This is a genomic window from Dongia sp. (assembly GCF_041910485.1).
GTDB lineage: Bacteria > Pseudomonadota > Alphaproteobacteria > Dongiales > Dongiaceae > Dongia.
This window is the reverse complement of record NZ_JAYRQR010000024.1, coordinates 92118-104129: the sequence shown is the minus strand read 5'-3', so window position 1 is coordinate 104129 and position 12012 is coordinate 92118. Positions and strand designations below refer to the sequence as shown.

The 12012-nt window shown below is 60.7% G+C and carries 10 protein-coding genes; 1 reads left to right on the top strand and 9 read right to left on the bottom strand.

What is annotated here, in order from left to right; all coding sequences use genetic code 11:
* From fabI to ACE3PP_RS07090, 5 genes are all read right to left on the bottom strand, one after another.
* Positions 1 to 843 (bottom strand): enoyl-ACP reductase FabI, encoded by an 843-nt coding sequence (fabI, locus tag ACE3PP_RS07110; RefSeq protein ID WP_374379730.1) that lies wholly within the window; start codon positions 841 to 843, stop codon positions 1 to 3.
* A 104-nt stretch (positions 844 to 947) separates the two neighbouring features.
* Complete coding sequence (locus tag ACE3PP_RS07105) at positions 948 to 2105, bottom strand: FAD-dependent oxidoreductase (RefSeq protein ID WP_374379727.1); 1158 nt, start codon at positions 2103 to 2105, stop codon at positions 948 to 950.
* A gap of 154 nt (positions 2106 to 2259) precedes the next feature.
* On the bottom strand, positions 2260 to 2541 hold the full coding sequence (locus ACE3PP_RS07100) for a hypothetical protein (protein ID WP_374379724.1): 282 nt from the start codon (positions 2539 to 2541) through the stop codon (positions 2260 to 2262).
* Between the two features lie 7 nt (positions 2542 to 2548).
* Complete coding sequence (locus tag ACE3PP_RS07095) at positions 2549 to 2863, bottom strand: hypothetical protein (RefSeq protein WP_374379721.1); 315 nt, start codon at positions 2861 to 2863, stop codon at positions 2549 to 2551.
* Between the two features lie 534 nt (positions 2864 to 3397).
* Positions 3398 to 3937 carry a PAS domain-containing protein gene (locus ACE3PP_RS07090; RefSeq protein WP_374379719.1) on the bottom strand — a complete coding sequence of 180 codons (540 nt, stop codon included), beginning with the start codon at positions 3935 to 3937 and terminating at the stop codon, positions 3398 to 3400.
* 351 nt (positions 3938 to 4288) lie between these two features.
* On the opposite strand from ACE3PP_RS07090, the gene ACE3PP_RS07085 reads away from it, so the two are divergent.
* Positions 4289 to 6904, top strand: coding sequence for an AMP-binding protein (locus ACE3PP_RS07085; protein WP_374379716.1), 2616 nt, complete (start codon positions 4289 to 4291; stop codon positions 6902 to 6904).
* Positions 6905 to 6996: 92 nt separating this feature from the next.
* Here ACE3PP_RS07085 and ACE3PP_RS07080 read toward each other — a convergent pair whose 3' ends face one another.
* Genes ACE3PP_RS07080 through ACE3PP_RS07065 form a run of 4 tightly spaced genes read right to left on the bottom strand, consistent with a single transcriptional unit; the run spans position 6997 to position 12010 of the window.
* Positions 6997 to 8487: an SRPBCC family protein gene (locus tag ACE3PP_RS07080; RefSeq protein ID WP_374379713.1), complete on the bottom strand. Its 1491-nt coding sequence runs from the start codon at positions 8485 to 8487 to the stop codon at positions 6997 to 6999.
* 8 nt (positions 8488 to 8495) lie between these two features.
* The gene (locus ACE3PP_RS07075; RefSeq protein WP_374379710.1) at positions 8496 to 8933 is read right to left on the bottom strand and encodes an SRPBCC family protein; all 438 of its coding nucleotides are present in this window, start codon (positions 8931 to 8933) and stop codon (positions 8496 to 8498) included.
* 16 nt (positions 8934 to 8949) lie between these two features.
* Positions 8950 to 11157 carry a flotillin domain-containing protein gene (locus ACE3PP_RS07070; protein ID WP_374379707.1) on the bottom strand — a complete coding sequence of 736 codons (2208 nt, stop codon included), beginning with the start codon at positions 11155 to 11157 and terminating at the stop codon, positions 8950 to 8952.
* A gap of 13 nt (positions 11158 to 11170) precedes the next feature.
* Positions 11171 to 12010, bottom strand: a complete 840-nt coding sequence (locus tag ACE3PP_RS07065; RefSeq protein ID WP_374379704.1) for a phosphoenolpyruvate hydrolase family protein — start codon at positions 12008 to 12010, stop codon at positions 11171 to 11173.
* Between the last annotated feature and the right edge of the window lie 2 nt (positions 12011 to 12012).

Genomic DNA, 12012 nt, shown 5'->3' with positions numbered 1-12012 from the left:
TTAAGATTCGGTCTTCGAGAAGTTGCGCAGCATTTCGGTGAGTTCCGGCGCAGATTCCGGACGCAGCATGCCGACGACATTGTAGCCGCTGTCGACATGATGCAGCTCGCCGGTGACGCCTTTGGAGAGGTCGGAGACGAAATAGAGACCGGCGCCGCCGACATCTTCGATCGTTACATTGCGCACAAGCGGCGCATTGAGTTCATTCCAACGCAGGATCTGCCGGAAATCACCGATGCCGGAGGCGGCCAGCGTCTTGATCGGACCGGCCGAGATCGCATTGACGCGGATTCCGAACTCGCCAAGGTCGGCGGCGAGATAGCGCACCGAACATTCCAGCGCCGCCTTGGCGACACCCATGACGTTGTAATGTGGCATCACGCGCTCGGCGCCGAGATAGGTCAGCGTAATGAGCGAGCCGCCATTCGGCATCAGGTCCTTTGCCCGGTCGGCAACAGCGGTGAAGCTGAAGCAGGAGATATCCATGGTACGCGCAAAATTCCCGCGCGTCGTCGCCACATATTTCCCTTTGAGCTCCTCCTTGTCGGAGAAGGCGATGGCATGAACGACAAAATCGAGACTGCCCCAACGCTCCTTGATGGTCGCAAAGGTCTGGTCAAGGCTCGCATCATCAGTCACGTCGCACGGAATGACGATATCGGCGCCAACGGTCGCCGCCAGCGGCTTCACCCGACGCTCCAGCGCCTCGCCCTGATAGGTAAAGGCAACTTCGCCCCCCTGCGCTGCCACGGCCTTGGCGATGCCCCAGGCGATCGACCGGTCATTGGCAACGCCCATGACCAAGCCCCGCTTGCCCGCCATCAGGCCCTTCGACTCACTCATCTAACAACCCCAATTCCTTGATTTAACAAAGGTTATGGCCCGGCATCCTACACCATAACGCGAACTGGTCAATTCGGGCGGCACACTCCTGGGCGACTGGTGCCCTATCGCGTGATCGGCGCTGTGGCGCTGGCGGTCGAGCCCAAGCCCGGACGATCGCGACGCAGTAAGGCCGATCCGCGCCCCAGGTCGATTGCTTCGGCTACAAGCCGGCCCAGGGCCGGGCCGAACTTGAAGGCATGGCCCGAACAGCCGCAGGCAAGAATGAGGCGATCGCCCCAGGCACCGCCCACGGTATCGACGATGAAATCGGCATCGGGGGTCATGGTCCAAGGATGACGCTGGGTGCGCGCAACCTTGGCCGGGACGGCTGGAAAGCGGGCATGGAACCAGTCTAGGAGACGCCTCTCCTCATCGAGATCGGGTGCCCAATCCGTCACTTCTCCATCCCAGCCGGATTGGCCGGCATCGAAGGCGATCTTGTAGCCGATGCCCGGGACGGGATGCCCATAAAGGCCGCCATCGGCGCCGTTCTCCCCGACTGCCTGCCATTCGGCGAGGCCCGGCCGTTCCGTGAGGTTCGGCGTATCGAGAAAGGTGACTTGTGCCACCGCCGGCGCAAGCGGCAGCTTGATGCCCAACCGCCCCAGCAACTCCCCGGACCAAGGACCGGCCGCCATCACGGCGCGGCCGGCCTCAAGCACGCGCCGGTTCGTGACGATGCGAACGCCAACCGATGTGAGCTCGATGTCGTTCACACGCTCCGGCTCATGAATCTCGGCACCGGCTTCTGCGGCAGCCAGCGCCAGCGTGTTGAGGCCGACATCGGCCAAGACAGTACCGGCTTGGGGATGAAACAGAGCGCCTTCGCCGGGTAGCAAGTGCAATTCCGGAAAGCGATCGGCAAGCGCGGACGCATCCAGCCAATCGATATCGCATCCGGCCGCCTGCACCTGATCAAGGAGCGATTGCAGCTTGGCCTCAGGCCCGAGGTCGATCTGACCGGTCAGATGCAGGATGCGATGTCCGCTCTGCTCCTCGAGCAGGCGCCACAGCGAGATCGCCTCCAGCGCCAAATTGACATAGAAGGGGTGATCATAGGCGACGCGGATCGAGCGCGAGGCACCGGTCGAGGATGTCACCGGATGGCCGCTGCCGAGCCGGTCGATGACGGCAACGCGCTGGCCGCGCCGCACCAACTCCCAGGCGCCAGCCATGCCAAAGATGCCGCCACCGATGAAGACCGCGTCGAATGCTCGCATGCCGATTTCCCCCTGAGGCGCAACAGATCTTCCGAGGCCTATCTCGTCCGAATGCAACCGGCCGCGCAAGTACCATCGCCTTGGCAATGCGACCTGCGGCGGCATGAAAGCTGCGACCTGCGCCCCTGCGCACGACGCACCGTACCAAAACGCATCATGGCTGCAACCCACGCAAGATCGGTGGTGGCACGGCGTGGGGAACCTTGGGATTGGTCGGCGTGGCGTCGCGCTGCAAAGCTGGCGCCTTGGGAGGTGCCAGTACCCCAGGCTTCGGTGCTTTCAAAATTTCGCGCGGATTGGGCCGTGGATCGAACGCATCGTGGCAAATCGAGCGACGAGGCTCGATCAGGTCCGCGCATTTCGTTCCACTTGGATAGCCGGTGTTGTTTTGCGCGGCTGCCGGCAGGCCCCCCAAAAGGACGGCCAGCAAGATCACCGCGAGTCTATTCGTTGAGGCCCAGCACATTGCCGGCCGTATCGACCACAATCGCAAATGTCTTACCGTCCAGCAGCGCCGTGCCATGGTAGAATTTGTTCTCGTCACGTTGCAGGCCCGAAACCTGATCATAGCCGGCATTGAGCACCCACAGCTTTGCTTCCGCCTCACTGGCGGCACCAGCGTCTGCGCCCACCATGAAAGATGGCTGTGAAACCGGACTCTCGATACTGGCCAGGAGCATTCCCTTCTCATCCGCGGCAGCGCCGGAAACAGCGGCAAGCGAAAGAACGGCTACGGCAATATATCCGACTCTCGACATCTCGCACCTCAGCAGCTCGTGCATCTGGTGGAGAAACAGCTTTCTGGGCCCTCCTGTTCCAGGGCGATCAGCAAAGGTCAGTGATTGATATGTTTTCGGAGCGGCGGCAACGAGATACCGGTCGATCCTTTATCAAGGCCCGTCGAACTCGGCGCGTCGCGACTGCGTCGCAACTGCTCGCTGGGGAGCGGGCTATCCTGGCTTGTACCGGGTGCGCCACCCAGACGACGACTTGGCAATTCGTGACTGGGTAAGGGCTTGTCGCGCAATCGTTCCGTACCGCTCGGTGGCAGATTTGTGCAATTGGCCGGCCGTGTCCCGCAACGCGTGGGGTTGAGCAGCTGCCCGCTATCGGCGACAGCCGGAATGGCAAACGTTAAGGAGGCTATGAATGCCGACCCAAGTGCTGAAACCCGAAAAAGACTTCTGTCAAACGTCATACCCACTCTCCTCACCTTCAGGAAAAGAGATGGCGCCTACCGGCGGACGATTGCACCCCGAAAAATGGGAAGGTGATATGCGCTCTCCGCGCGGTCAGGCTTGTCGCGCCAGGCGCAGGCGCGGCGATTCGATGCCCTTCTTGCCGACATAATCCTCAAGCACAAGGCATTGGCTCACTTGTCCAGCCGCATCGACCAGTGGGCAGATGATGTACTCTACATCCAGCGCTGAATGATGGCTGAGTTGCGTGAAGGCAAGGCCGACACCCGGCTGTTTCTTATCGCAGACTGCCGTATACGCCTTGATCAGATCTTCGTTTGTGCAGATGTCGAAACTGAGTTCATCAAGGAAAAAGCCGGTGAAGTCGAGGCCGGAGAAATGGGCGACGGCGGTCCCGACCAGACGATAGAAAATGCGGAACGGATCGCGATAGATATCGACAATGAGAACATAGGGCAGCAGCGATTTGATTTCAGACGGGTCGATATCCGAGCGCCGCGGCAGACCGTCCGCGCGACGCGATCGCCAATAGCGATAGAGGGCCTCTGTCCGCACAGAACGGAAGGCCGGCAACGTATCTGCGAACAGGTCAAATCGCGCCTTGTCCGGCTTAATGTATTCAACGCCCCTCATGTCGATGCTCCGCTGCACGACAGGCCTCCGATGCAAGCCACCGGTCAATATCCCTACAACCAAAATGGCGTATCAGGCCTTTCGACCTATACTGGGGAGAGTGCGCCGCAAATCTTAAAGGGTCGTAAAGCGACAGCCAAACTTCCGGCTCGACTCACCCTATCGGGTGTATTTTCCCATTGTTCAGGTTGCGTTCAGAGTTGCGTGAGCAAAATCCTCCTGCTTGACGGCGCGCCGGCTTTGTCGCATCTGACGGAATAGCCATCGGATTGCCCAGTGCTTTGCCGTCAGCCAGGACAGAAAGCATTGAGGACCCGACCCAAAGTCGGGCCCCAGGGCAACGGGTAGAAGATGGGCGTCTCCTTTGTAACGAATTTGCAGATCTTCGGCGGAAGAGTGGCCCTCGCTGGCCGCAACGGCAACGTTGTGACCTATGCGGCACTCTCGCAAATGGTCACCCAAAGGCAGGAGGCATTTGGTCCGACACGCCGATTGATCTTCTGGTCGGCATCGAACGACCCCAGTGGCATAGCAAGCTATCTCGCAGCCCTTGTCGGCGGGCATGTCATCCTGCCACTCGGTCCGGCGTGCAATGATGAAGCGCGCCGGGCTCGCCAAAACCTGATCGAAATTTATCAACCGGACCTTATCATCGATGGTGCCGGCGATCATTGGCGTGACCGATCCGGCCAGTACAAGGAGCTGCATCCCGATCTTGCGCTCCTGCTTTCCACCTCGGGCAGTACCGGAACCCCCAAACTGGTGCGGTTGTCGGCCGCCGGCATCGACGACAATGCGCGCGCCATTGCAGACTATCTGGAACTGACGCCGGAGGATCGCAGCGCGCTGGTTCTGCCGCTGCATTACTCCTACGGCCTGTCAGTGCTTCATGCGCATCTCAGTGTCGGAGCCAGCCTCTATCTGGGCCACGCCTCCATCCGCGACGCTGGCTTTCTTGTAGCCCTGGCCGAGACCCATTGCACAAACCTTTCCGGCGTGCCGCACAGCTTCGAGTTGCTGGAGGAGATTGGCTTCCGCCAAGCTGATCTGCCGGATCTCCGATTCCTGACAGTTGCGGGGGGCAGGCTTGGCGAGGACAAAGTCACGCGCTATGCCGAGCACATGAGGGAACGCAACGGCGCGTTCTTCGTCATGTACGGACAGACAGAGGCCACCGCACGCATGGCCTACCTGCCACCGGCCGCTGCCAAGCAACACCCCGACTGCATCGGTATTGCTATCCCCGGTGGCGAACTGCGCCTGCTTAACGAGAATGGCTCCGAGATCACAGCTGCCAACCAGACCGGTGAGCTCGTCTATCGCGGCCGGAACGTCATGATGGGCTATGCCGAAACCATCGGAGACCTCGGACGCGGGCACGACCTCTTTGAATTGCGAACGGGCGATCTCGCTGAACGGACCAGTGCCGGCTTCTATCGCCTGAAGGGGAGGCAGCACCGGTTTTCAAAAATTGCAGGCCTGCGCATCAGCCACGATGCGCTGGAAGCAGCGCTGGCAAAGCGGAATATCGTAGCAGCGGTGACGGGCGACGATGACACAATCGCGCTGACACTCACCGAAGCAGCCAGTTGCGATTCTGCGCGCGGCGTGGTGCTGCGGCTCACCGGTCTGCCGGCGCGCCGCATTCGCTGCCACCACGTCGAGACTCTGCCGCGCCGGGCCAATGGCAAGATCGACTATGCCCTCATTCGGCGCGCCAATGCAGAAACCGGAAAATCGGAAGGCTGCAGCGCTTGTCAGTCCGCGAACAGCGGAAACGCAGTGATGGTCGCCTTTGCCGAAACATTCGCACCGCGACGATTGCGCGGCAGTGACAGTTTCGCCTCGATCGGCGGCGACTCGCTCGCCTATATCGAGATGACCTTGGCTTTGAAGCCCCTGCTTGAACCGTTGCCGCAAGAATGGGAACGGCTGTCGATTGATCGACTGGCCGAACTGGCCGCCCGGCATTGCCGCCCAGCACGGACGCCGCTATTCGTGCATCTCGACACCGATCTTTTCTTGCGGGCAATCGCCATCCTCGCAGTCGTTCTGCATCATGCGACGCGCTGGAATATTGCCGGTGGCGCAGCGATCCTGCTGATGCTCCTCGGCTACAATCTCGCCCGCCATCATCGTGATCGGCTTGCGCGCGGAGCCATCGGCGCCACCTTGCGCGCCTGCGCAAGGCCGATCGCTCTCTATTTGACGATGCTCATGGCCTATGACCTGGCCAGCGGGGGTGCCGCCGGATGGCAAAGCCTACTCCTTGTCGGCAATCTCGGTATCGACGGCTATTCGACGACGCAGACACCGTTGATCACATTCTGGTTTGTCGAAGTCTACGCTCAGATCCTTGTTCTCCTGGCGGCGCTGTTCACTCTGCCCGCCGTTCGCCGCGTCGTGGGACAGCGACCGTTTGCGACAGGACTCACTGCATTAGCCGTCAGTGTCGTGATGCGCCCCGTAGCAGATCAGTTTATCGACCTCGGTGATATGCGCTACTTCTTTACTCCGCGTGTCCTATATGTCGCCGTTCTCGGTTGGTGCATTGCTTGCGCCGACACCCCGCGCCGGAAGGCCGCAATGACCGTCATCATCCCGGCACTTCTTGTCGGATTGCCCCTCATAGAAGGAGCGGCCGTACAAATCGTTTGGGTCAGGGCCATTCTTCTCATCAGCGCATCGCTGCTGATGCTGTGGGCGATCGAAATTCCCCTGCCACGCATACTGGCGCGACTCCTTTCCGGTGTCGCCGCCGCGAGTTTCAGCATATACTTGCTCCACACTTGGCCCTATTTCCTGTGGCTCAAAGATGCCGGATATGCTGGACCAATTGAGGTCTTCCTCTACATCGTCTGCGGCGCCGGCAGTGGTCTGGTGATACATCACCTTCTCCGCACGATCCGGCGCGGCACTCTATGGCGCTTCCTGCCACGTTCGCTGGCTACGAAACTCGAAACATGATGTTTCATGCCGACATCAAGGTCGTTATCGTGTTTCCGGCAACGAGCATGCATCTGGAAACAGCTAGAATAAGTCGCAATGATCAACGTCACTCAAACCGTCAGAATGATCGATCCGATGGTCGCGCGGTTGGACAATTGGCGGTGTGCCTCGGCAGCCGCCAATAGCGGAAAGGCCGTGAAGCGAGGGCGTATAACGCCACGCCGCAAGTGGTCGAAGAGACGCTGGGCACGCTGCCCGATTTCTGCCGCATCACGCATATAATGCGCAAGATTCGGCCGCGAAAGTGTTATCGCTCTGTCGGCCAGCTGGTCAAGATTGCGCACGCCGAGCGGACCGGAGGATTGGCCATAGACGATGAGATGGCCGCGCGGCGCCAGCAGCGCCAGCGATTCATCATAAGTATCGTGACCCACGCCATCGAAGACCGCACTCATGGAACCTGCGAGATCGGCGACGGTGAGAGATCCCCCCGGCACCACGACATCCCGGCACCCGGCAGCGATCGCTGCTTCGACTTTGTCCGGTGTCGACACAGCGCCGACGACATGCGCCCCGGCTGCGGCGGCCATCTGCACCAGGATGGACCCCACACCGCCAGCGGCCGCTCGGATGAAAAGGCGGGCCCCTGGCCCCGGCTGATAGACATCCTGCAGCAGGGCATCCGCCATCATCCCCTTGAGGAAGCTCGCGGCTGCCATCGATGGATCGATATCATCCGGTAGCCGGACGGCAATGTCGGCAGGAATGAGGCGCACCCCCGCATAGGCGCCGAGCGGGACGCCCGCATAGACAATACGATCTCCGGGCCTGAACTGCGTGACATTGGAGCCGCAATCGATGACGGTGCCAACACCTTCGGCCCCCGGCACGCCGGGCAAGGACAGCATCGGGAAATCGCCTGCCCGGCAATGAATATCGAGAAAGTTCACGCCGATGGCCAGATGATGCAGCCGGACTTCGCCCGGACCCGGCGGCGGTACTTCGACCTCCCCGGCCAGCAGCTCTTCCGGGCCACCATAGGCGCGAACGATGATGGCCTGGCTGCGGATTGACGCATCCGAGCGCGGCGCCGGGATAATCTCTGGCACGGGTGCTGCGATCGGCAGCGGCATTTCAATAAAGGCTCGGGTCGGTTGCCGGCTGCCGCCGAAATGGTTCTGAAGCGCCGTGATGCCCGCCTCGTAGATGGCGGTCGCCACCAGCTCGGTCAACGATCTCGCCTCGGCAACGGGTGGGTCGAAGCTTGATTCCCAGGTGATGAAGCAACGATCACCGTCCGTAATTGGCCGCAAGCGCAGATGTGCCACATAATCATGGAGCGGAATCGGCGCATCAAGAATGCAATAGCTGAACGTCATATCCCGGTCGGACAAAGCCAGCAGTTGCTCCCGCAGAAAGCCGCCATCCTTCAGCCGGAAAGCGCGAACGGCACCCACCAGGTCAGACAGCTCGTCATTTTCCATCTGGCTGGCGGCGACCGCTGGGTGCCATTTGTCATGGCCATTGAAATCACGCACCAGATGCCAGACTGCGGCAGCTGGGGCATCGATCACAGCGCTGCGGAAGACCTTGACGCCCATTTCCCGGCTCAGCGACCGAGTTTCGCCTGGAGCGAGCGGAAGGCTGCCTGGAAGACGTTTTGCCCTATATGCTGAACCAATGAAGATACGCGGCCCGGCTCGCAATCGAATTCGGCCGACCATTCTGCAAAAGTACGATTACCGTCCGTGATCGGGAAGAGGCGCAAGGTAGCAATATAGTTCTCGACACCCATCGGGCTTTCCAGGATGGAGTAGGTCTGGGCAAAATCGTAGTCCGAGAGCGCCAGCAATTGCTCGCGTATGCGGCCGCCATCCTTCAGCGTGAAATTGCGGATGCAACCGACCTTGTCACTGGGCTGGTTCTGCTCGATCCGGCTTTCCGCCACGAAAGGCGTCCAGTCAGGCAAGCCATTGAAGTTGCGGATGCGCGCCCAGACATCCGCTACCGGTGCGTTGAGGACACTCGATACGTAGACCTTGGCCAATCAGGCCTCCCCCTGCTTAGCGATCATCGTCGCGGTCACGATCGCGATCACGCTCCACTTCGCCTTCGTTCTTCGCCTTGTCCTTCTTGCGATTGCGGCTGAGCGAATCAATATCCTTTGCATCGCGCAGCACATCGGTCATACGGCCGATGGAGCCACCCTCGATGCCGACCTCTTTCATCAGGCTGTCGATCATCGGCGCCTGTACCCGATAGCGAAGCGCCGAATCGATCACCTCATCCGTCACATTCTTGCCCTTGCCGTCACCGCCGCCGAGTCCGTCGACATGAAGTATCTTGATGGCCTCGATCTTCTCCATCGGCCGCGTGCTTTCGCGCACAATGCCTTCGATCTTGTCGAGGAGACGCATGCGCGCACGCGACGCACGGGCGGCGTCGGTAAGGACATTCTCTGCTTCGTTGGTCTTGCGCTGGCCTTCCGCATCGACGGCATATTTCTTGGCAGCACCTTCGGCTCGGATCGCCATCGCCTCGGCCTCGGCCTTGGCGGCAATGCGCTGGGCCTCGGCAAATCCTTCGGCGGCATCCTTCTCCGCCTCGGCCTTGGCCGTCAATCGGAGATGCTCGCGTTCGGCTTCGCGGGCCGCAGCAATGAGGTCCATCTCCTTGCGACGCTCGGCGATTTCGCGCTCACGGGCGGTGAACGCCTGCTCTTCGGCCTGGATTGCTTCAGCCCGCGCAGCTTCCGCCTTGGCAATGGCGGCCGAACGTTCGCGCCCCTTGTCGGCCAGGGTGATCGACTTTTCGATCTCGGCCAGTTCCAACGACTTGTCGCGGTCAATGACTAGCTTCTTGATATCGCGATCGCGCAGTACCCGCGCTTCTTCGATGCCGCGCTCTGTGGCGATGCGCGCCCGCTCCACCTCCTCGCCGGCCGCGATCTCTGCTTCCTCGAAGGCTTGACGCTTGGCAATTTCCAAAGCTTGGAGCGCTTGTTCACGCTCGACCCGGGCGGTATCGAGCGTGCGTTCGCGCGCCACGCGTTCCCGTTCGATCTCTGAATTTGTCACGATTTCGGCCTGGCGCCGCTCGGCTTCGGCCCGTACCACTTCCGCCTGCTTGCTGGCGAGTGCAATCTCCCGCTCCCGTTCGGCGATTTCGACCGCCATGCGACGCGACACTTCGAGCTGTTCGGCTTCGCGCTGGCGCTGGATACGCTCGCGCTCGATGGCGAGTTCCAGGGCGATTTCCTCCCGCTCGGTCTTCTCGCGGGTTTTCAGCTCCGTTTCCTGGATGGCGCGACGGCGGGCGATTTCGCGCTTCTGCAATTCCTCCTCGGAAGCGATACGGCTCTCAGCAATCGCTCTTTCCTGGGCGATGCGGGTCTTCTCCGTGGCTTCGGAAGCCGCCAATTGAGCCTCGGCCGCCTCGCGGTCGCGTTGGGCCCGCTCGCGCGCCAGTTCGGCGCGCTGCGTCGCACGGCGAATCTCGAGCTCGCGCTCCTGCTCGATGCGCGCATATTCGCTTTCGCGGTCGATTTCGAGAGCGCGGCGCTCGGCATCAAGATTCTGGTTGCGGATCTCGATCATCGTCTGCTGCTCGATAAGATTGCGCATCTTGCGCCGCATCTCGATCGATTCGGTCAGTTGCGTCAGACCTTGCGCATCGAAGGCATTGGACGGGTCGAAAAATTCGAGGCTAGTCTGATCGAGATCGACGAGAGCCACATTTTCAAGCTCAAGGCCATTCTGTGACAAGGCTTCGGCTGCCTGGTCGCGCACGCGGTTCATGAATTGACCGCGCTTCTCATGGATTTCTTCCAGAGTCATTTCCGCCGCTATGGTGCGCAGGGCTGACGAGAATTTGCCTTCGAAGAGCGCCCGGATATCATCCGGTTCCATGGCGCGGCGACCGAGGGTCTGCGCCGCCAGAGCTACGGAGGCCAAACTCGGCTCGACACGCAAGAAAAACTCGGCAATCAGGTCGACGCGCATACGATCCCGGGTAATGAGCGCGTTCGTCTGACCGCGGCGCACCTCGACGCGCATCACGTTCATGTTAACTGGTGTTACTTCGTGCAGCACTGGGATGACGAACGCGCCACCGTTGATGATTACCCTTTCACCGCCGAAACCGGTGCGGACGAAGGCTGTTTCTTTGGTCGAGCGGCGATAAAGCCAGCGCAGCAGATAGACGCCGATCACGACTATGATCGCGAGCGCAATCAGCCACAGGATGACCGATCCCAAGAGTTGCGTACCCATGATTACCCCTCCCTTACCCGCGGTTCTGTTGAATTGCCTTGAAGCGCCGGGTCTGCTCAACCAGCGCCCGCTCCGTCGGCAAGCGCTCCATTGAGGAGGCACCGTAAAAGCCGTGGCAATTCTTCGTGTTCTTCAAGACAAATTCCGCATCCGCCGGCTCTGCAACCGGGCCGCCGTGAACCAGAATGATGACATCGTTCCTGATCTTGCGCGCAGCCTCGGCCCAGCGATCGACGAGAGCCGGACAATCGGCAAGTTTCAGCGCCGTCTCGGCGCCGATCGAGCCGCCAGTGGTAAGGCCCAGATGACAGACGATGATGTCGGCACCCGCCTTAGCCATCACTTCCGCTTCGCCTTCATTGAAGACGTAGGGTGTCGTCAACATATCCTTCTCATGGGCCAGGCGGATAAGATCGACTTCCATCCCATAGGACATGCCGGTCTCTTCCAAATTAGCGCGGAAGGTACCGTCGATGAGACCGACGGTCGGGAAATTTTGCACGCCAGAGAAACCCACCGCCTTCAAATCGTCGAGGAACTTGTCGAAATGGCAGAAGGGATCTGTGCCGTTGACACCCGCCAGGACCGGCGTTTTCTTGGTGACGGGAAGCACTTCGGCGGCCATTTCCATGACGATCTGATTGGCGTTGCCATATGCGAGGAGCCCCGCCAGCGACCCGCGCCCCGCCATGCGATAGCGGCCAGAATTGTAGATGACGATGAGGTCGATGCCGCCCGCTTCCTCGCATTTGGCGGAAAGGCCTGTCCCGGCGCCACCGCCGATGATCGGCTCGTGTCGCGCGATCATGCCGCGGAATTTCTCCAGAATCTTTGCTCGGTCGATGCGAGCCATGC

What these genes read in the sequence shown, in the direction of transcription:
- fabI (WP_374379730.1), bottom strand. Translation starts at nt 843, where the DNA reads ATGAGTGAGTCGAAGGGCCTGATGGCGGGCAAGCGGGGCTTGGTCATG.
- ACE3PP_RS07105 (WP_374379727.1), bottom strand. Translation starts at nt 2,105, where the DNA reads ATGCGAGCATTCGACGCGGTCTTCATCGGTGGCGGCATCTTTGGCATG.
- ACE3PP_RS07095 (WP_374379721.1), bottom strand. Translation starts at nt 2,863, where the DNA reads ATGTCGAGAGTCGGATATATTGCCGTAGCCGTTCTTTCGCTTGCCGCT.
- ACE3PP_RS07090 (WP_374379719.1), bottom strand. Translation starts at nt 3,937, where the DNA reads ATGAGGGGCGTTGAATACATTAAGCCGGACAAGGCGCGATTTGACCTG.
- ACE3PP_RS07085 (WP_374379716.1), top strand. Translation starts at nt 4,289, where the DNA reads ATGGGCGTCTCCTTTGTAACGAATTTGCAGATCTTCGGCGGAAGAGTG.
- ACE3PP_RS07080 (WP_374379713.1), bottom strand. Translation starts at nt 8,487, where the DNA reads ATGGGCGTCAAGGTCTTCCGCAGCGCTGTGATCGATGCCCCAGCTGCC.
- ACE3PP_RS07070 (WP_374379707.1), bottom strand. Translation starts at nt 11,157, where the DNA reads ATGGGTACGCAACTCTTGGGATCGGTCATCCTGTGGCTGATTGCGCTC.
- ACE3PP_RS07065 (WP_374379704.1), bottom strand. Translation starts at nt 12,010, where the DNA reads ATGGCTCGCATCGACCGAGCAAAGATTCTGGAGAAATTCCGCGGCATG.